This is a genomic window from Acinetobacter sp. YH12021, from assembly GCF_013420145.1.
Lineage (GTDB): Bacteria > Pseudomonadota > Gammaproteobacteria > Pseudomonadales > Moraxellaceae > Acinetobacter > Acinetobacter towneri.
In genome coordinates this window covers 23,830-44,665 of the sequence record NZ_VOYT01000018.1, presented here as the reverse complement: position 1 = coordinate 44,665, position 20,836 = coordinate 23,830, and the positions used below count along the sequence as shown (strand labels likewise).

Sequence of the window (20,836 nt, the reverse complement as noted above, 5' to 3'; positions counted from 1 at the left end):
TTCCCGAACTCAGAAGTGAAACCTCTTCGCGCTGATGGTAGTGTGGGGTTACCCATGTGAGAGTAAGTCATCGCCAGCTCATTATTCTAAACACCCTCAACTAGCGTTGGGGGTGTTTTTTTATGCAGGAAAGAAAACTTTAAGAAGGGCGGATTCAAGCGGCAAGTGCAACAGTATAAAAACCAGCCATAACTTCACTCGGTGTATAATAACCTAGTGTTTTTCTAGGACGATGGTTGAGTGCAAATTCTATCTGCTCTATTTGTTCGTTTGACACGTCATCAAACGATGATGATTTTGGCAGATATTGACGGATTAAACCATTCGTATTTTCATTTCTAGCTCTCTGAATAGACTTGTAAGGATCAGCAAAATACGTCTCTATGCCAGCATCAGTAATTCTTTTGTGTTCGGAAAATTCTTTGCCATTATCAAATGTCACACTATAAGCATGGCTCATTTGTAAACGATATAATGCACGAGTAATCGTTTGAGAGGATGCTCTCGTTGGCCCTAAATGAACAATATGTACATACAGGCTCTTTCGATCAACGAGAGTCAATAAAGCACCTTTATGATGTTTACCAATCACCGTGTCACCTTCGAAATCTCCTAAACGTTGTCGTTGATCAATGACCTGGTCTCGGCAGTGAATACTTGTTTTATCAATGATTTGACCCCTACGATCCGTGTTTTTGTAACCGCGTTTTCGATATTTCTTCTGAAGCCTTAAGTGTAGATAAAGTTTACCGCCTTTTGATTTATCTTGATAAATGTACTGGTAAATCCACTCATGTGAAGGTACATCCAGCCAACCGCATTGTGTTAAAGCACCTGAAATTTGTTCTGGTGACCAGTCCAAACCAATCTAATAATCAATATAAGCGAAGGCAAATGCTGTCATTGATGATGAAGGACGGTACCGTCTTTGACTTGCAAATTTAGCTGCCTGTTGAGCTCTATATCCACGTTGCCCAGTATTTCTTTTTAATTCACGGTAGATGGTTGATCGTGAACGTCCTAACTCCCGAGCAAGGGTAGCGATTGAACTTTTACTTTTCAAAGTAGCATAAATTTCGTATCTTTCATCTTGAGAAAGTTGGGTGTATTTCTTCATTGTGTGCTTTCCAATTGCGAGTTGAAAAAGTCTAATGATTCTATGAATACACCTAACTTTTTCAACTAACTACAAATGTGTTGCACTTGGGATTTGAATCTGCGAAGAATAAAAAACCCTTAAACATAATTTAAGGGTTTTAAATTTATTTAAATATCAAATATTTAGAAATGTGCTTCTAAGCCTAAATATGGGCCTTTAAACTCTAATTGAGTTTCCTGATTGGAATCTTGATTGAGCTTAATATCTAAAATGCGATAACCTGCTTTTAAACCAACATCGACTAAAATGGCATCTATAAAGTTATATTTAATTTCTGCCTGAGCATCACGAACTTCATTGTCGCTATTTTTGGCATAGTTAGCTTCAGCTTTGGCACTTAAACCTGTAAATGGTAATTTGACCGCTGCTTCTGCATACAGCATAGGTAAAGTTTCACTGACGTCTTGTGTCGAAAACAAATTCGATCTTAATTCGCCTTCAAGTACTTTGGCACCAAATCCAACATCTGCGGCAACAATGTTATCTAAAATTTCATAATATAAAATGAAGTCTGAGTAATCTAAATCTAGTTGATTGATTTTTACACCAGCAGCGCTTTGCTCGCTTTCGGCCTGCAAATTGGCATGTTTAATTTTAGCATTGGGTAAAAATGGTACTGGATGCTCTACTGCTAGACTGAAGGGTAAGGCAAAATCATCATCCAAGTTTGGTGATAACTGAGCCTGATTCCAGTCTGCGCTATATTTCCAATAATCTACACTGGCTTTTACCCCAATAATATCGGCATGAACCGCTGAACAACCAATTAAACTGTATGCTAAAGCAAAACGTTGTAATGTAAGCATATAAACCCTAGTATTTTTCATCATCATTTGGGATGAATGGTTTAGTGTTGTGATATTCTCGTGACAAAAAATCATGTGAAATATTGTCCAACTTAGCGCATCATACATTTTCTTGAATCAAAATTCTTGTAAAAATATAGCCTAATTCGCGCCAAAAATAGAGGATTTCAGTATGCAAAATGTCCATCCACCTGTCGATTATCCGCTCTATCTTGCCAATAAAGCCGTAGAAACAGGGCAATGGTTAGCCGTTCAGCATAAATATTCTCAAAATTTATATGCGCGTGTCGCACTTGCCGATGCGAAAAGTATTGAAAAAGCCATTCGTGCAGCCGTAAAAGCAGAAGCCGAAATGGCAAAGTTACAGCCCTTTCAAAAACAAAAAATTCTGTTGCATTGTGTGCAGCGTTTTCAAAACATGCGTGAAGAATTGGTCGAAATTTTAATTGCCGAAGGTGGAAAACCACGTTTGGCTGCGATGGCAGAAGTCGAGCGTTTAATTAATACCTTCCAAATTGCGGCAGATGCGGTGTCACAACTAGATGAAGGGCGTATTTTGCCGTTGGCAGTGACGGCTGCTGCTGCGAATTATCAAGGGATGGTTAAGCATGTACCCATTGGTACCGTGTCTTTGATTAGTCCTTTTAATTTTCCGTTGAATTTAACTGCACATAAAATTGCGCCCGCGATTGCTGCAGGTTGCCCTTTTGTATTAAAACCTGCCAGCGCCACGCCTATTTCAGCATTGAAAATTGCAGAAGTGTTGGCTGAAACAGATTTACCTAAAGGTGCGTTTTCAGTATTACCTTGTGAGCGTGAGCAAGCAGATGTTTTAGTGACAGATGACCGCTTTAAACTGCTCAGTTTTACTGGTTCAGATGTGGTGGGTTGGGATATGAAAGCCCGCGCAGGACGCAAAAAAGTAACGCTAGAGTTGGGCGGCAATGCAGCAGTGATGATTGAACCCGATACTGAATTGAATGATGCATTGATTCATCGCTTAATTGGTGGTGCGTATAATCATGCTGGGCAGGTGTGTATTAGTGTGCAACGTATTTTGGTGCATGCTGACGTATATGCCGAACTGAAAAAGAAACTTGTGAGCCAGCTCAAGAAAATTAAAGCGGCAGATCCTGATTTAGACAGCACTTTGGTCGGGCCAATGATTAAGGAAGCTGAAGCGCAGCGCTTGAAAAAGTGGATTGATAAAGCGGTGAAAAAAGGCGCAAAAATATTGGCAGGTGGCGAGCTGAAAGGTGTGATGTTTGAACCGACTTTATTGGAACAGGTCGATCCAAACTTGGAAGTTTATAAAGATGAAGTTTTCGGCCCTGTTGCCATTTTGGAAAAATATTCATCTTTTGAACAAGGAATTACACGTATTAACCAAAGTCGTTTTGGTTTACAGGCGGGTATTTATACACAAAGCTTGGAAAAAATGCTGTATGCATGGGATCAGTTACAAGTTGGTGGGGTGATTATTAATGATATTCCATCGTTCCGTGTGGACAATATGCCTTATGGTGGCGTGAAAGATTCGGGTTTAGGGCGAGAAGGGATTCAATCTGCTATTCGGGATATGCAGGAAGAGCGTTTATTGGTAATTAAGCGTTAAGTATCTGATCTAATGATGCATCGTTATAAATAAAGAGAAAGGATGAGTTAACTCTGAATTTTGAGATGATTGATTACAGCGCTGTGGTTTGGTGAATAATAAGCTACAGCGCTGCTATAATAGATGAAAAGTAAAACAACTCAAATAGCACCAACATTACATTCCAAATAGTTATATGACTTATAACCAAAAAATCAAGTCAAAATGGAGTGGAATTTGAACGTTTGATTAAAAAAATGCATACAAAAAGCATCTTTCTAAGCAGAATTTACAGAAAAATTGTTCAAAAATGAGTATTGTTAAGCCATACAAAAGCGCAATATTGGGCAAAGACTTTAAGCAAGATTTTCCGAATATTTCGCTGTTTGACCTTTAGAATTTGATGCTCAAAAGGTGTGACTCTAAAGCAAACACCCAGATTTTCATTTTTTGCAGGATATTTTTTGCGTGCGCTAAAGTACCGTTATATAAAGTAAATTTAAGCTAATGAAAAAGCAAGTTATTTATATAAAAGGTCAGAATTAAAAAACAAGCAGCAAAAAATAACCTGAAGTTTAGGTGTTCTATGACAGATTCTCGTGAGAGTTGGTCCGCGCGATCAGGCTTTATTATTGCAGCCATTGGTTCTGCGGTCGGGTTGGGCAATATTTGGCGTTTCCCTTATGTTGCCTATGAAAATGGCGGCGGCGCATTTTTAATCCCTTATTTAATTGCGATCTTTGCCGCAGGTTTGCCATTGCTGTTTTTGGACTATGCAGTTGGGCATAAATACCGTAAAGCACCACCAACCGCTTATAAAAAGCTCATGAACAGTGAAGCATTGGGCTGGTGGCAGGTGATGGTGACTTTGCTGATTGGTATTTACTATGCCAGCGTATTGTCTTGGGCAGGCAGTTATATGTTCTATTCCATTGGTCAGCAATGGGGAACAGACACTGAAAAATTCTTTTTCACAAGCTACTTACAAAATGGTGAAGGCTTAGCCTTTGGTTTTGTACCAACCTTATTTATTGGTCTAGTCATCGTATGGACGGTGGTGATGTTCATTTTATACGGCGGGGTGAAAAAAGGGGTTGAGCTGTCAAATAAAATCTTTATACCACTTTTGCTGATTTTGTTCTCTATTCTCGTGGTTCAAGCTTTACGTTTACCGGGTGCAGTCGATGGCTTAAATGCTTTCTTTACGCCTAACTGGGAAGCGATGGCGAACTATAAAGTATGGTTAGCTGCCTTTGGTCATATCTTCTTCTCACTTTCAGTGGGTTTCGGGATTATGTTGACCTACTCATCTTACCTAAAACGTAAAACCAACTTGACTGGTTCAGGCTTGGTGGTTGCACTTGCAAACTCATCTTTTGAAATTTTAGCGGGTATTGGTATTTTTGCTGCGCTTGGTTTCATGGCGTACAGCGCAGGTTCATCGGTAGATGAAGTGGTTTCTGGTGGTATTGGTTTAGCCTTTATTGCATTCCCGAAAATCATTTCAAGCTTGGGTGCAGGTGGCGATTTATTTGGTTTCTTATTCTTCGCTTCATTGACGGTTGCAGGGGTGACCTCAATGGTGAGTATTCTGCAAGTGCCCATTGCTGCGTTCCAAGACAAACTGGGTTGGTCGCGTAAGCGTGCAGTAACCATCATTGCGGGTGGTTCAGCTATTGTTTCAACCATTTTATTCTCTACCCACAGCGCGATCACTTTTGTCGACATCATTGACTACTTTGCCAACAACATTGGTATTGTTGGTGGTGGTTTATTGTCGATCATTTTGGTGACTTGGTTCCGTCGTCCATTGCTCAAAGAATTGCAGCAACACGTTAACCAATACTCAAGCATTAAATTGGGTTGGGGCTGGAATTTCCTATTAACCATCGTGACTCCGCTTTCATTGCTCGTGGCTTTAGGCTTAACCCTGAAATCTATTTTTGCAGAAGGCTATGGTGGTTATCCATTACATATTTTACTCACCGTGGGTGGTGGTACCGTAGTGCTCTTTATTATTGGCGCGGTATTGCTTAGCCGCTTAAAAGATCACGACGCAGCGGAGAAATAAGATGAATACATCTGCATTGGTGATGTTGATTATTTCAACAGTGGTACTTTGGGGTGGTTTAGTTTTGGCGATGATTCACCTGATCAAAAACCCAGATGAACTCGAAGACTAAGCATTTTGCTGAAACGGGTGCGATGCTGTAAAGCATTGCACAGCCTGAGCAAAAACAAGCACTGCTTTGTTTGCAGCGCAAGGCGCAGCGAAGGACAAGCATATTTTTTGCTGCTATTGCGTTATGTGCCAGTCATTTAGAATGACTAAATTTCCTGTCCCATGCCTTATATCAGCTAAAAAATATGCGTCGTCGCAAACATAGACGAAGTGTCAACAGACCCTAAATTAACCCTTGATTGATTCAAGGGTTATTTTTTTGGAAAGGCTATTAAATGAGAAGAATCGTTAAAACAGAAACAGCTTAGGTGGTTTTTTCAATACGACAATAATAAAAACCATCCCCGCGTCCTTGTTGCGGCAATAATTGGCGTCCATACAGTTGTGGAATGCCCCAATCTGCATCAATTTTGACTTCTTTGGCATTTTGATGTTCGGCAAAGAATTGCTGCATTTGCTGTTCATTTTCGGCTTTTAAAACCGAGCAGGTAATGTAAAGCAAGGTGCCACCAACTTTGAGTTGCTGCCACATCTGCTGCAAAATCTGTTGCTGTAATGCCACCGTTTGCTGAATATCGCTAGATTGACGCAGCAAACGAATATCTGGATGGCGACGCAAGACTCCAATTGCAGAACACGGTGCATCCAATACAATACAGTCCACTGCTTCACTGGCATTCCATGTGGTTGCATCGGCAGCCAAAATTTCAACTTGCGCTTCTTGATTCAGTTGCAGACGTTCTAGATTTTCGCTGACACGTAACAGACGTTTGGTATCCTGATCTATGGCAATCAATTTTTTAGGCTGAAATTTTTCAAGCAGATGCGCTGTTTTACCACCGGGTGCTGCGCAGGCATCGACTACCACTTTGCCATCTAAATTTGGCAAGAGCGTTGCACACAGTTGGGCATGTTCGTCCTGTACGGAAAATACGCCTTCATCAAAACCAGGCAAGTCTGGAATGTGCACATTTTGCAGCATCACAATACCGACTTCAGACACGGTGCAAGCTTCTGCAGCAATCTCTTGTTCCTGCAAAATTTCTAAATAGTCATCGCGGCTGATTTGGCGTGTATTGACTCTTAAAGTCAGAGGCGCGGTTTGCTTTAAAGTTTGCGTCAGTTGTTCTTGTTGTTCAGGCCAATCTTTTTTCAGACGTTTATACAACCAACTTGGCAAACCATGTGCCTGCGCCAAAGCCTTTTGAAATTCCGATGTTTCACGTGAAACACGACGCAGAATTGCATTCACCACACCGCTGAGTGCTTGATAGCCCAATTGTTTGGCTGCAGTTACGGTTTCAGAAATTGCGGCATGACTGGCTACACGAGTACAAAGCACTTGATATAAGCCGACATATAAACAGGTTTCAACAGTTTCATTGTTGAGTGGTTTCACCAACAGCGGCAAAGTAATGCTTTTTAGGGCATACCATTGACGCAAAGTGCCCAAAACCAGTTCATGAAACAAGGCGCGGTCACGTTCTGCGACTTTACTTAAATGTGCAGGTAAAACGCTCGCCAATGATTGCCCTTGTTGTACAGCCAATAGCGTACGGATGACTTGGGCACGCAAGTTCAAATGTGAGTTGCCTGATTCAGAATGGCTCATGCGAGAACTTGTCCTGTTTGAAGTTTTTGAGTTTGAATGATTTGCACAGGATTCAGCGGTTTAGCGCCTGACCATTGCAACGAGCTTAAGCATACCGCTTGTTGATCGCCACAAGCGACGTGTACGCCTTGTTTGTCCAGTTTTAAAATTGTGCCTGCAGCTTTGCCTTGTGCAGATTCATCCGATAATGCTGAACCCCAAACGCGCAAGTTTTGTGTTTCATCTAAAGGGATAAACGCCACCGGCCACGGGTTAAAGGCACGGATATTACGGTCAATTTCGGCTGCAGTTTGTGACCAGTCAATTTGTGCTTCGGCTTTGGTCAATTTGTGTGCATAGACCGTCAAGGCTTCATCTTGCACTTCACGCGCGGCTAAATAGTCTTGCAATTTTTGTTCTGAAGCCAGTACTTCAACAATTGCTTTGGCACCTTGCTGCGCCAGTTTGTCATGTAAAGTGGCAGAGGTGTCTGTGGCAGTAATTGGGCATAGGGTTTTATACATCATATCGCCCGTATCTAAGCCTGCAGCCATTTTCATAATGGTGATGCCTGTTTCGGTATCACCTGTGGCAATCGCGCGCTGAATCGGCGCTGCACCACGCCAACGTGGCAATAACGAACCGTGAATATTCAAGCAGCCATATTTAGGAGTATCTAAAACCACTTGCGGCAAGATTAAACCATAGGCCGCAACCACCATCACATCGGCATTCAATGCAGCCAATTCTTGTTGGGCCGCCAGACCTTCTTCAGTAGATGATTTAAAATGCAAAGGTTGATAGACAGGAAGATCGTGTTGTAGTGCCAATTGCTTCACCGCAGATGCTGTGAGTTTTTGTCCGCGTCCTGCTTTACGGTCAGGCTGGGTGTAAACCGCGACAATCTCATGTTCGGTGTTCAGGAGTGCTGCCAAAGCGCTTGCAGCAAATTCAGGCGTACCTGCAAAAACGATTTTCAATGGAAATCAACCCATAGTTTTAGATGATGCGGCAATTATAACAAATTGCGGCTCAAAGGTCGGAACGGGTTGTAACAAATCCACCTTGTCGCTGTGCTATAAATTATTATGATAAAAATTAGTAATGCAAAATTTAAAAATTATTCATGAAAGTTTTGTATTGCATTCAGTATGATCAACAAGGTGCTGTGGGTTCTCGTCACTTTTTATCCATCATAAAGTTGGTAAAGCAGCAGCCTTACTACCTCAAGCTGTAGTAAAATAGAAAGACTCTTAAACTATTTTGCAGTGATACAGATCTTGCAAACAGTATTATTTCGCCAGAATGAATTTCAGATTCATTTCAGCACAACCAAGTTGGAACTTTATAATGCCTGACTATCGTTCAAAAACATCGACACACGGAAGAAATATGGCGGGTGCACGCGGCTTATGGCGTGCAACGGGTATGAAAGACGAAGATTTCGGTAAGCCGATTATTGCGGTGGTCAACTCATTTACCCAATTTGTACCTGGCCATGTGCATTTAAAAGACCTCGGTCAAATGGTGGCAGAGCAAATTCAGGCGGCAGGTGGTGTTGCCAAAGAATTTAACACCATTGCTGTAGATGACGGGATTGCCATGGGTCATGACGGCATGTTGTATTCATTGCCATCGCGTGACTTGATTGCCGACTCGGTAGAATACATGGTCAGCGCACACTGCGCCGATGCAATGGTGTGTATATCCAACTGTGACAAAATCACACCAGGGATGCTGATGGCTGCCATGCGCCTAAACATTCCAGTGGTGTTTGTGTCTGGCGGCCCAATGGAAGCAGGTAAAGTCAAAATTCGTGGCAATGAACACGCGATTGACTTGATTGACGCGATGATTGTGGCGGCAGATGACAACTATACGGATGAAGAAGTTGCTGAATATGAGCGTTCTGCATGTCCAACTTGTGGTTCATGCTCAGGGATGTTCACTGCAAACTCAATGAACTGCTTAACAGAAGCTCTAGGTTTATCTTTACCGGGCAACGGTTCAATTGTAGCAACTCACGCCAACCGTAAAAAACTGTTTGATAAAGCAGGTCAGTTGATTGTGGAATTGGCCAAACGCCATTATGAACAAGACGATTACAGCGTATTGCCACGTTCAATTGCAACCAAAGCATCTTATGAAAATGCTATGACGTTGGACATTGCCATGGGCGGTTCAACCAACACCGTACTGCACTTGTTGGCGGCTGCCAATGAGGCAGGTGTGGATTTCACCATGGATGATATTGACCGTTTATCACGTAAAGTGCCTGTACTATGTAAAGTAGCGCCTGCAAAACAAGATGTTCACATGGAAGATGTACACCGTGCGGGTGGCATTATGTCTATTTTAGGCGAGCTGGATCGCGCAGGTTTATTGGACACTTCAGTAGGCACAGTTCACGAAGCGACTTTAAAAGATGCTTTGGATAAATGGGACATCATCCGTACCGAAAATGAAGACGTTTACCAGTTCTTCCGTTCTGCACCGGGCGGCGTACTCACCCAAACAGCATTCTCACAAGACCGTTACTATTCACGTTTAGATGGTGACCGTGACAATGGTGTGATTCGTAATGCAGAACACGCTTTCTCTAAAGATGGTGGTTTGGCGGTACTTTACGGCAATATTGCTTTAGATGGCTGTATTGTAAAAACTGCAGGGGTGGATGATTCTATTTTGAAATTCAACGGCACAGCACGTGTTTTTGAAAGTCAGGATGCTGCTGTAGACGCGATTTTGGGCGGTAAAATTACAGCGGGTGATGTGGTGGTGATTCGCTACGAAGGCCCACGTGGTGGCCCAGGTATGCAAGAAATGCTCTATCCAACCAGCTATTTGAAATCGAAAGGTTTAGGCAAAGAATGTGCCTTACTGACCGATGGTCGTTTCTCGGGCGGTTCTTCAGGTCTTTCAATTGGTCACGTTTCTCCAGAAGCGGCTGAAGGTGGTGCGATTGGTCTGGTTGAAGATGGTGACCGTATCGAAATTGATATTCCAAACCGCAGCATTCACTTGGCGATAGATGACGCAACTATGGCGGCACGTCGTGAAGCGCAAGAAGCTAAAGGCTGGCATCCTGCAGAAGAACGTCCACGTAAAATTTCTAAAGCGTTGAAAGCTTATGCCATGCATACCACCAGTGCGGCAAAAGGTGCGGTACGTGAAATCTAAGCAGTACTTGGCAATTTAAGCTGCTACAAAAAAGCACTCCAAAATTGGGGTGCTTTTTTATGTGTCTGCAATGAGCGATGTCAGTATCGCAGCAAATTTGAGCGATGAAATTAGACAGGCATTTTCGTTTACATCCTGCCTGCTTTCGATACAATGAAAAATAAAATAAATTGTCATGATGAATACGTCATTTCACCCATCTTGCTAAGGAATCAGCCATGAGTAAACAGAATATCCGCGAACATTCAGCCGAAGTCTATGAAGGCATTGAAAATGCACCTGCACGTTCCATGATGCGTGCGGTGGGTTTTAAGGATGAAGATTTTACTCGTCCATTTATTGGAATTGCATCGACTTGGGCCAATGTCACACCATGTAATATGCATATTGATGGCTTAGCGCGCGAAGCAGAAACAGGCGTGAATCAGGCGGGTGGTAAAGGCATTATTTTCAATACCATCACCATTTCAGATGGTATTTCAAACGGCACCGAAGGCATGAAATATTCATTGGTTTCACGTGAAATTATTGCCGACTCAATTGAAGCTGTGGTGGGCTGTCAGGCCTATGATGGTGTGATTGCAATTGGTGGCTGCGATAAAAACATGCCGGGCTGCATTATGGGACTGGCACGTTTAAACCGTCCGGGCTTGTTTGTTTATGGCGGCACTATTAAACCGGGTGCAGGACATACCGATATTATTTCGGTGTTTGAAGCCGTGGGTCAGCATGCCAAAGGTGAAATTAACGAAATTCAGGTCAAACAAATTGAAGAAGTGGCTTTGCCAGGTGCAGGCTCTTGTGGTGGCATGTACACCGCCAACTCTATGGCATCGGCCATTGAAGCATTGGGCATGAGTTTGCCGGGGTCTTCAGCACAAGAAGCTGTTTCTCAAGATAAAATGGATGACTGCCAACGCGCAGGCGAAGCGGTCATGAATCTGTTACGTCTGGATATTAAACCACGTGACATTATGACCAAATCTGCCTTTGAAAATGCCATTAAAGTATTGATTGCTTTGGGTGGATCGACCAATGGTGTGTTGCATTTGATTGCCATGGCACATTCTGCAGGGGTTGAACTCACACTGGATGATTTCGTGCGTATTGGTCAGGAAACCCCAGTGGTGGCCGATGTACGTCCATCGGGCAAGTATTTAATGTCGGAGCTGATTGCCATTGGCGGCATTCAACCGTTGATGAAACGCATGCTAGATGCAGGCATGCTTGATGGTTCTTGCTTAACGGTTACAGGTAAAACTTTGGCAGAAAACTTGGCCGATGTTGCCGGTTATCCTGAAGGTCAGCAAATTATTTTACCGTTTGATGCACCAATCAAAAAAGATTCGCACTTGGTGGTTTTAAAAGGCAACTTATCACCTACGGGCGCAGTGGCAAAAATTACAGGCAAAGAAGGCTTGTATTTTGAAGGCCCTGCACGCGTTTTTGAAGGTGAAATTGGCGCGATGCGCGGCATTTTAGATGGTGAAGTGCAAGAAGGTGAAGTGGTGGTGATTCGTGGTGAAGGCCCTAAAGGTGGCCCGGGTATGCCAGAAATGCTGAAACCAACTTCTGCAATTATTGGCAAAGGTTTGGGTAATTCAGTCGCGTTAATTACCGATGGACGTTTTTCGGGTGGCAGTCACGGTTTTGTGATTGGGCATGTGACCCCAGAAGCGTATGAAGGCGGGCCAATTGGTCTGGTGAAAAATGGCGATAAAATTTCGATTAATGCCGAAACCCGTGAAATGACTTGGCATGTGTCGGAAGAGGAAATGGCAGCACGTAAAGCGGCATGGGTCAAACCAAAGCCAAACTATACCCATGGTGCATTGGCGAAATTTGCTAAATTGGCATCGGGCGCAGAAAAAGGTGCAGTGACTGATCTGAATTTAGAGGTCTAATTGATCATTTTTATATGAATTGATATAAATCCTTGTGTACTATTGAAGGACGAGCGCACATGATTTGCATGTGGCTTGTCCCCAAACCACAAGGATTTTCTTTTTAGAGGCTGATCTCATGTCACTGTTACGCCGTTGGTTCGATCCGATCAGATCGAGTTGGTTTTATCAAAAACCATCTCGGCAAGCGGTGTTGCCCACGGAACACGGACTGAGTGTGTATTTACGTCTAGATGATGTATATAGCTATTTGGCGGTACAGCAGTTGCCGCAATTAGAAGATATTCTGGCCGATGAATTAAAACCTTTAACCGTGGTGATTTCGCGGCAAAGTGGCGATGCACCGAATCAAATGTCGGCTGCAGAATGGCAAAATTATTGTATTCAAGATGCACAAATTCTTGCCAAACAACACCGTTTTAGTTTTCACGATAGCCCTGAACCACCGACTGCAGAGGCCTTAATGCAGGCAGAAGCTATTTTGCGGCATACGCCGTTACGTGGTCAGGATTTCTTGTATTTACTCGAAGATGTGTTTCACATGCTGTGGCAAAAGCAGTCGGGTAAATTACGCACTTTATATGCCATGTCCAGCCGTCATCATCAAATTCAGGATTTTCCTGAACGGGTTTTTGATGATGCACCTGTATTGGCCAGTTATTTTGAGTTTGGTGGACGTAAATATCATGCGGTCGATGATTTATTGCGTTTGACACGCCGTTTAAAACAACAAAAATTACTCACCGATAATCCTATTTTCTTGATCAATCACATTGAATGGCGAGAACATTTAATTAGTGATGCCGAAGAACTCAATGAAATTCAGGCACTCGACCCTGAACTGGATTTGTATATTGCACTGGAAGACCCGATTTCTTGGTTGTTATTGGCGTATATCAAAGAAGAATTAGCTGCCTATTACAATATCCATTTGAATGTGTATCCTTTGTCCTATCATGGGCGTGACTGCTTTGACTGGAGTTTGGCGACGCGATTATCTAAACGTACCGATGTTGCGTTTACGCCGTTTTGCCGACCCACCGAGCAGGCGACTTATCAAATGGCACAACTGTATTACAGTGTGCCTGAAGAACAGCGTGTCGATGCCATATATCGCATTTTGCAGGCGGTATGGACGAGGGGGCAGGATTTATCCTTTAAAGCGCATTTTGATCGGATGCAGCGTGAATTAGAGCTAGAACAACTGAGTACAGCCGATGTTGCCGAATTACTCAAAGAAAATGACATGTTGTGCGAGATGAAATCTCAGCCCGATTTTCCTGTGCTGGAATTGCGCATTGATGGGCAAAGTTATGTATTTAACAGCTTATATCGGGTGTGGATGATTGAAAGTATTTTCAGTAATGTGTTAGAAGAAAAGTATAAGAGTGAAATTGAAAACGAAACTGAAAGTGTAGCCCCAGCCCATGAACAATGAAAAAGTAAACTCATTACAACAAGCACGTGACAAGATTGATCAGATAGATGTGGCTTTAATTGAACTGATTGCATCACGTCAGTTTTATGTCGATCAAGCCATGCGCCATAAACAGACGGTGGAAGATGTGCAATCACCACAGCGAGTGAAAGAAGTCATTGAAAAAGTGCGTACTCTTGCGCTGCAACATGATGTTGATCCTGATATGATTGAGCGTTTGTACCACGATATGATTCAGCACTTTATTCAACGTGAACTGAAAGAATTCCGCCCTTAAAAAGTTTTTAATGAGTTTGGCATGATACTTCAAACTCAGCCAATCCTTTCCTTTACGCTGCAAAATTGCGGTGTCTGTATTTATTTTTAGCCTCGAAACAGTATTTTTAAAAATAATATGTTTATTTTTTCTATAGACAGCTTTTAGCGCAAAGCCTTGCCTGTCTTGGCTTTGCTGTTGCTTTTGAAAGCTATGGTAAAAAAAAGATTATGATTTTATTACATTTTTTAACATTGTAAGTTTGCATTATTTTGAAAAGTATATATATTGTATATACATCTTTTGCAAAGCAGTCTTTATTTTGGAGAGATCAGCAATGAACGAGCAAATCAAAAAAATAAAGACAGGCAAGAAAGATGGACAACTTTTAATTCGTATTAATAGTACTGAACGTGATGAATTTATTCGTTTATGTGAAGAACTTGATACTAGTGCTGCTCGTGAATTAAGAAAATTTATTCGTAGTTTTGTGAAACAACACAATGGCAACGAATAGCCTTACTAAGGAGTAATACCATGGCTAAGCAAGTTAAATCTTTGAAGCAACAAATCAAAGCACGTTTGAAAAAGATTTCAAAACATAAAGGCAAATTGAAGCAACTTAAGCAAGAGCTTAAAAAACAGAAATAAGCCAAGTAAAAGCATTATCTCTTAAAAACGGTTCATTCTAGACAGACCGTTTGAGGTAAAAAAAGACCGAACAATCACTGTTGTTCGGTCTTTTTGCATTGTTTCGGCATTTGCTTAGGTTCAAGCAAATGACCGCAAGTTCTGATTAAGAGGGATCACGCAAACTAAAGAACCAGTTCAGGAACAAGGCTGCAAAAGTTGCTGTCCCAATCCCGCCCAAGTTAAAGCTGCCCAATTGCAACGCAAAGTCACCCGTTCCTAAAATAATGGTCACGGCAGCCACCATCAAGTTTTTGTTTTTAGAAAAATCGACTTTGTTTTCAATCCAGATTTTCGCGCCAGCAATGGTAATCAAACCAAATACCACAATCGAAGCGCCCGTTAAAATGGCGGTAGGAATGGTATGGATGATTGCCCCAAATTTTGGTGATAAGCCAAGGAAAATAGCAAAGACCCCCGCCACCACAAAAATAATCGTGCAATACACGCGGGTAACAGCCATCACCCCAATGTTTTCACCATAGGTAGTCATACCCGGTGCACCGACACCACCTGCAAGGGTTGTGGCAACACCATCGGCTACAAAGGCTTTACCAATGTGTGGATCGAGGTTTTCACCAGTCATGGCACCTACTGCTTTAATGTGTCCCAAGTTCTCTGCCACCAAAATGAAGGCAATTGGGGCAATAATCAGCATGGCATTCACATCAAATACAGGCGCATGAAAGTCTGGTACGCCAAACCAAGCGGCTTGCTGAATCGGTGCGAAGTTAATTGGCGTCCCCCAACCCATGACATTGGTGACTACAAAATAGATCAGATACGATATGAGCAAGCCAATCAGGAGCAAGAGGCGTTGCAGTAAACCTTTGGTAAATACGGCAATCATGCCCATACATAGCACAGTCACCAAGGCCATCCACATATTAAATGGATTGCCTGCAACCGCTTTGACCGTGACAGGAGCAAGGTTTAAACCAATGATCATCACCACCGCACCTGTCACCACAGGTGGCATTAATTTTTCAATCCAGCGGGTGCCAGTAGCCATCACCAAAAAGCCAATCAGGGCATATAAAATACCGCAGGCAATAATCCCGCCTGCCGCGACCCCAATATTGGCATTTAAACCGCCTGCTGCGCCTGCATAGCCTGTTGCAGCAATCACCACCCCAATAAAGGCAAAGCTTGAGCCTAAATAACTTGGAACGCGCCCACCTGTCATGAAAAAGAACAGGATGGTACAAATCCCTGACATTAAAATGGCAAGGTTCGGATCAAAGCCCATTAAGAAAGGTGCAAGTACAGTAGCACCAAACATGGCAAACGCGTGTTGTATCCCCAATACAACGGTTTGTGCAGGCGGTAGATACTCATTGGTACCTACAGGACGTGCATCAATGCTGCCTTCATAAGGGCGCCATTTGGGAAACCAATTGGACATAAAGTAAGCACTCAAAAGCTAAATTGAGCACATCATACTCTTGTATTGCCTAAATTTTTTAAAAATTTTGCCAGAAAACAGATCAGCTGTTTATTTTTAGGATTAAATTTTACTATTTGATAAAATTTACATTTAATATAAATAAGTAATTTTATTTATAAATTTAAAGAATGTATTGCAGTCACTTAGTGATAGTCGCAGTTTAAAAAAAATTGTATGACCTGCGATTTTTGTTTGTATTTTATACAAAATTAATATTCATGATTCAATATCTTGCTGCACATTATTACGTCCACTTTGCTTGGCTTTATACAGCGCAGCATCAGTACGCTGAATTAATTCATGTTGATCTGCATGATAAATATATAAGGCACTTAAACCAAAACTTGCGGTAATTTGAATCTCATGTTCTGCATAGGCAATACGATGTTGTTCAATGGCAATTCTGCAGCGTTCCAGTACATTTTGGGCAATTTGCGGTGAGGTATTGGAGAAAATAATCATAAATTCTTCGCCACCAAAACGTCCGATAATATCTTCACTGCGTAGATTTTTTTGCAAAATTTTTGGAATTTGCTTGAGTACCTGATCCCCTCCATCGTGTCCATAGCGATCATTTACTTGCTTAAACCAGTCTAAATCGAGCAGGGCAAGGCAGATGTGTTCTTTGTTTTGCCCCGCCAATTGTTTTTGATTCACCAGTTGGTTGAATTTTATGCTTAAACCGCGTCGGTTGAGAGTTTGGGTGAGTGGATCAAGCAGAATTAGTTGTTGCTGATGTTCTTCACGAATCATCCAGCGTCCCAAAAAAGTATTAAATAAAATGGCCAACAGAACACCAATGATGGTGCTGCCAATCAAGTTATTGATGAGCATGAAATTTTGGAATTCCGCACTGGTAAACGTATAGGGCTGAAAAACGGGCGCATAGGGGATAATATTGCGCAAGGTCAGCAAAGAACCACCGTAAAATACCACCAAGCAGGGAATGGTGCCCCAAAAGATAATGCTGCGTTTAAACAACAATAAGCCTGTAAAAATGGAGCCAATGGTAAATACGCCTGTGAGTACCGTCATTTGACCCAGAAAATAGCCAATACTCATGAGTGAGCTGCTATAAAAGCCTAAACACAGAATTGGAAAATAATAGAGTGTGGTCTGATTTTCAGGAATACGATAGCTGATGACATATAAAGACCAAGGCAATCAGCAAATACAATATTAAACAACCCAATACCCATGGCAGCATGTATGGGGTAAACAGGGGTTGGCTTTGACTGAGCCAAAGTACCACTAAAAAGAGTAAATGAAAGAAAAAAACCAAGCCACTGACGACACGTGATTTTTGGATGTTATTTAAACTGAGGAGATTTTTATACCCTTGAAAAAATAAAAAATTTTTAGCTTTAATAAAGTCGTCATTGTAGAGCTTTCTGGCATAGGCAAGTCCAAACTCTTATTTATTGTCTAATCTAAGCATAATTCAAATAAGTTGAGACAGAAATCATAAAAAATGCCAGTTATCATGTTTTTTTATGATTTTTTCTACTTAGCCTAATATGTAGTCATCCGTCCCAAATCATGTTTAAGTGAGTGAATGAGCCACAAGCAGAGCATGACTCTGCTTGTTGTGCTATTCGTTAGGTCTTAACCTGTATTGCGTAAGCCTGCTGCAATCCCTGCAATACTCACCATGAGGGCATGATCGACAGGGGTATGTTCGGCATGCTGTTCTGCCAAATACAAACGACGACGTTTCATCAATTCTGCCTGTAGCAAATGCAGTGGCAATAAATAAGGTTTACGCACCCGCATCGATTGATCTAGCACATCATTGCTGCTGAGCAATTGCGATTCACCTTTAAGGGTCAGTAAAGTCGTCACAGCATCACGCAGACGTTGACGGAGTTGCTCACCCAGTTGTTTTAAGTCTTCGTCATCGGTCAGGTGTGACTCATAATACAATGCAATATTGCTGTCGGCTTTAGACAACACCATTTCCAACATATCAATTAAAGTCTGGAAATAAGGCCAATCGCTAAGCATTTCATCTAAAGTGGCTTTTTGTCCCTGATCGATTGTTTGGTTAATTGCCGCGCCTGTCCCTAACCAAGCAGGTAGCATCAGACGGATTTGCGTCCATGCAAACACCCACGGAATGGCACGCAAGGATTCAATTCCGCCGCTGACTTTACGTTTTGCAGGACGTGAACCGAGCGGCAACATTTGCAATTCCAGCTCTGGCGTAACGGTGCGTAAATATTTCACAAAATGAGGGTTTTCACGCACAGTTTGACGGTAGACCTGTACCGAAAGTTCGGTCATGTTATGCATGAGCTCGCGCCATTCAGCCTTCGGCACAGGTGGTGGCATTATCGTCGCTTCTAAGGTGGCAGCGGTATAGACTTCCAGATTTTGCAATGCAACCCCTTCAAGTCCAAATTTAAAACGAATCATTTCACCTTGTTCGGTGACGCGGATTGCACCTGAAATAGAACCCGGTGGTTGTGAGAACAATGCTTGTTGTGTTGGTGCACCGCCACGGCTGATGGAACCACCGCGACCATGGAATAAAGTCAGCTGCACAGCATGTTGCTGCGCTACCGCAGTCAGTTCTTCCTGCGCGCGGTACTGCGCCCAGTTGGCAGACATGAACCCTGCATCTTTGGCGGAGTCTGAGTAGCCAATCATCACCTCATGTTTGCCCTGAATATGCTGTTTGTACCAATGCATATTAAATAGGGTATTCATGGTTTGGGCAGCCCCATCCAAGTCTTTCAGGGTTTCAAACAGCGGCACCACACGCAAAGGATGCTGAATGCCCGCTTCTTTTTGCAGCAATAACACTGCCAATACATCACTTGGATATTCCGCCATGGAAATAATATAAGCGCCCAAACTTTCCTGCGGCTGTGCAGCCAAAGTGCGCATGGTGGCAAACACTTCTTGCACATCGGGATGTTGAATCAGGCTTTGTGCAGGTTCTTGCATGAATTTTGGCAATAACGGACGTTTACTTTGTAGCTCTTGAAGCAAGAAGTTCTGACGCGCTTGTTCAGTCCAAGTTTCAAAATTGCCCAAACCTAAATATTCGGTAATGGCAGAAATGGCTTGGCGATGACGTCCTGACTCTTGGCGAATATCCAGTTTTAGCAATTCAATACCAAAACAATTCACACGATGAATTAAATCCAACAATTTGCCGTTCGCAATGTCTGATAATTGGCAAGCCGTCAGCGAGCGATAACACAGCAATAAAGGCTGTAACAACTCATCTTTGCTTTTGATGACCAAACTGTCATCTGCATCTTTGCCTTGCAGTTTCGCTGCTAACCAGTCGCGGGTGGCTTTTAGGCGTTCTCGGGTGTCGCGTAAATATTCACGGTACGGCTCGGCATGGAAATGTCCCAAAGCATCTGCCAATTCTGGGCTGCATTGCTGAATGGAGAGTTCCCAACGCAGGTTTTCGATATCACGTAAATACAGTTCTGCTGCTTTCCAACGCGATAGCCACAATACCTCTTGAGTGACTTTATGGGTGACATTCGGGTTGCCATCGCGGTCACCGCCCATCCAAGAGGCGAAACGCACAGGCGCAACACTCAGCGGCAGGCTTTGCCCACAATGTTCCTGCACAATGCTGTCTAACTCACGCATGAATTTAGGCACCGCATTCCACAAGGTTTGTTCGATGGTGGTAAAGCCCCATTTGGCTTCATCGACAGGGGTTGGGCGATGTTGGCGAATTTCATCGGTTTGCCAAGCCGAGCTGATCAGCTGTTTTAAATCTGCCAAAACTGCCTGACGTTCACGTGGTGTCAGTTTTTGCTGATCCATTTTAAACAAGCAGTCATTAATATCGTCATATTTTTGAATGAGGGTACGACGGCTGACTTCAGTCGGATGCGCAGTTAAAACCAACTCAATTTTCAGTTCACAGACTTGTTGAAAGAGTGTTTCTGCAGAAATTTGGTTGTCTTTAAACTTGATAAATAAATGATCTAGTGGGTTTGGAGAAACGCCATTTTCATCAAATTCGCTTTGGCGACGGCTCCGCACCACATGATATTGCTCGGCAATGTTGGCAAAGTTCAAAAAGTGGGTAAAGGCACGGGTGAGCGGTAAGATTTCGTCATCTTCCAGACTTAAAAACAGTTGTTCGAGTTGTTTTTCAGCTTCGGCTTGTCCATCGCGCGCGCCTTTAGATAAGGCACGAATTTGTTCGACCTGATTAAACAAATCTTGTCCTGCGTGTAACTTGAGGGTCTCACCCAATAAGTTGCCAAGTAAGCGTACGTCATCGCGTAGAGGAGCATCAATTTGTTGAATCATTCGTTGTTCTCCATGTTCTGTGTTTTTCTACTCTGTTAAGACTATACCCCGATTTAGATACAATCCAAGCGGGCTATCTACAAAAGTTGCATGGATTTTGCGCATCTGAAGTTATAGTGCCAAGTGGCAGTATTTAGGAGAGAAATACAGGGTGGAGAGGAATGCTATTTGGTAAAAGAAACCCCAATTTAGATAAACCTTTTTTGTAATGGGTTCTGGGATAATCAATGTGCTAGAGTCCCAAGTGCATTCTCATGCGTATTGAGAGTATTTTTACGCATAGTTGCTGCCAATTATGT

General features: G+C 42.6%; 14 protein-coding genes and 1 pseudogene. 8 read left to right on the top strand and 7 right to left on the bottom strand.

The window, feature by feature from the left end; genetic code table 11:
- Positions 1 to 154: 154 nt before the first annotated feature.
- Both FTT91_RS11965 and FTT91_RS11960 read right to left on the bottom strand, forming a co-directional pair.
- Positions 155 to 1,117 (bottom strand): annotated as a pseudogene (locus FTT91_RS11965) (IS30 family transposase).
- 164 nt (positions 1,118 to 1,281) lie between these two features.
- On the bottom strand, positions 1,282 to 1,965 hold the full coding sequence (locus FTT91_RS11960; protein ID WP_180169520.1) for a TIGR04219 family outer membrane beta-barrel protein: 684 nt from the start codon (positions 1,963 to 1,965) through the stop codon (positions 1,282 to 1,284).
- Positions 1,966 to 2,137: 172 nt separating this feature from the next.
- Here FTT91_RS11960 and FTT91_RS11955 point away from each other — a divergent pair, with 172 nt between their 5' ends.
- The 3 genes from FTT91_RS11955 to FTT91_RS11945 all read left to right on the top strand — a co-directional run bounded on the left by FTT91_RS11955 (position 2,138) and on the right by FTT91_RS11945 (position 5,742).
- Positions 2,138 to 3,580 (top strand): aldehyde dehydrogenase family protein, encoded by a 1,443-nt coding sequence (locus FTT91_RS11955; RefSeq protein ID WP_131262040.1) that lies wholly within the window; start codon positions 2,138 to 2,140, stop codon positions 3,578 to 3,580.
- 565 nt (positions 3,581 to 4,145) lie between these two features.
- Entirely contained in the window at positions 4,146 to 5,630 is a 1,485-nt protein-coding gene (locus tag FTT91_RS11950) for a sodium-dependent transporter (RefSeq protein WP_104852799.1), read from the top strand.
- Between the two features lies 1 nt (position 5,631).
- On the top strand, positions 5,632 to 5,742 hold the full coding sequence (locus FTT91_RS11945; protein ID WP_004970370.1) for a methionine/alanine import family NSS transporter small subunit: 111 nt from the start codon (positions 5,632 to 5,634) through the stop codon (positions 5,740 to 5,742).
- A 303-nt stretch (positions 5,743 to 6,045) separates the two neighbouring features.
- Here FTT91_RS11945 and rsmB read toward each other — a convergent pair whose 3' ends face one another.
- Complete coding sequence (gene rsmB / locus FTT91_RS11940) at positions 6,046 to 7,353, bottom strand: 16S rRNA (cytosine(967)-C(5))-methyltransferase RsmB (RefSeq protein ID WP_180169519.1); 1,308 nt, start codon at positions 7,351 to 7,353, stop codon at positions 6,046 to 6,048.
- Complete coding sequence (fmt, locus tag FTT91_RS11935; protein WP_104852801.1) at positions 7,350 to 8,312, bottom strand: methionyl-tRNA formyltransferase; 963 nt, start codon at positions 8,310 to 8,312, stop codon at positions 7,350 to 7,352. The genes rsmB and fmt overlap by 4 nt, the downstream gene beginning before the upstream one ends.
- A 370-nt stretch (positions 8,313 to 8,682) precedes the next feature.
- Here fmt and ilvD (FTT91_RS11930) point away from each other — a divergent pair, with 370 nt between their 5' ends.
- The 5 genes from ilvD (FTT91_RS11930) to FTT91_RS11910 all read left to right on the top strand — a co-directional run bounded on the left by ilvD (FTT91_RS11930) (position 8,683) and on the right by FTT91_RS11910 (position 14,627).
- Positions 8,683 to 10,512, top strand: coding sequence for a dihydroxy-acid dehydratase (gene ilvD, locus FTT91_RS11930; protein ID WP_180169518.1), 1,830 nt, complete (start codon positions 8,683 to 8,685; stop codon positions 10,510 to 10,512).
- Between the two features lie 218 nt (positions 10,513 to 10,730).
- Positions 10,731 to 12,416 (top strand): dihydroxy-acid dehydratase, encoded by a 1,686-nt coding sequence (gene ilvD, locus FTT91_RS11925; protein WP_180169517.1) that lies wholly within the window; start codon positions 10,731 to 10,733, stop codon positions 12,414 to 12,416.
- A 118-nt stretch (positions 12,417 to 12,534) separates the two neighbouring features.
- Positions 12,535 to 13,854: a hypothetical protein gene (locus tag FTT91_RS11920; protein WP_180169516.1), complete on the top strand. Its 1,320-nt coding sequence runs from the start codon at positions 12,535 to 12,537 to the stop codon at positions 13,852 to 13,854.
- Complete coding sequence (locus tag FTT91_RS11915; RefSeq protein WP_180169515.1) at positions 13,844 to 14,131, top strand: chorismate mutase; 288 nt, start codon at positions 13,844 to 13,846, stop codon at positions 14,129 to 14,131. Before FTT91_RS11920 ends, FTT91_RS11915 begins: the two co-directional genes overlap by 11 nt.
- Positions 14,132 to 14,447: 316 nt before the next feature.
- Positions 14,448 to 14,627, top strand: a complete 180-nt coding sequence (locus tag FTT91_RS11910) for a hypothetical protein (protein ID WP_004970356.1) — start codon at positions 14,448 to 14,450, stop codon at positions 14,625 to 14,627.
- A gap of 279 nt (positions 14,628 to 14,906) precedes the next feature.
- Here FTT91_RS11910 and FTT91_RS11905 read toward each other — a convergent pair whose 3' ends face one another.
- The 3 genes from FTT91_RS11905 to ppc all read right to left on the bottom strand — a co-directional run bounded on the left by FTT91_RS11905 (position 14,907) and on the right by ppc (position 20,537).
- Positions 14,907 to 16,205 (bottom strand): solute carrier family 23 protein, encoded by a 1,299-nt coding sequence (locus tag FTT91_RS11905; protein WP_180169514.1) that lies wholly within the window; start codon positions 16,203 to 16,205, stop codon positions 14,907 to 14,909.
- A gap of 258 nt (positions 16,206 to 16,463) precedes the next feature.
- Positions 16,464 to 17,411 (bottom strand): GGDEF domain-containing protein, encoded by a 948-nt coding sequence (locus FTT91_RS11900; RefSeq protein WP_004970350.1) that lies wholly within the window; start codon positions 17,409 to 17,411, stop codon positions 16,464 to 16,466.
- Between the two features lie 441 nt (positions 17,412 to 17,852).
- Entirely contained in the window at positions 17,853 to 20,537 is a 2,685-nt protein-coding gene (gene ppc, locus FTT91_RS11895) for a phosphoenolpyruvate carboxylase (protein ID WP_180169513.1), read from the bottom strand.
- Positions 20,538 to 20,836 lie beyond the last annotated feature (299 nt).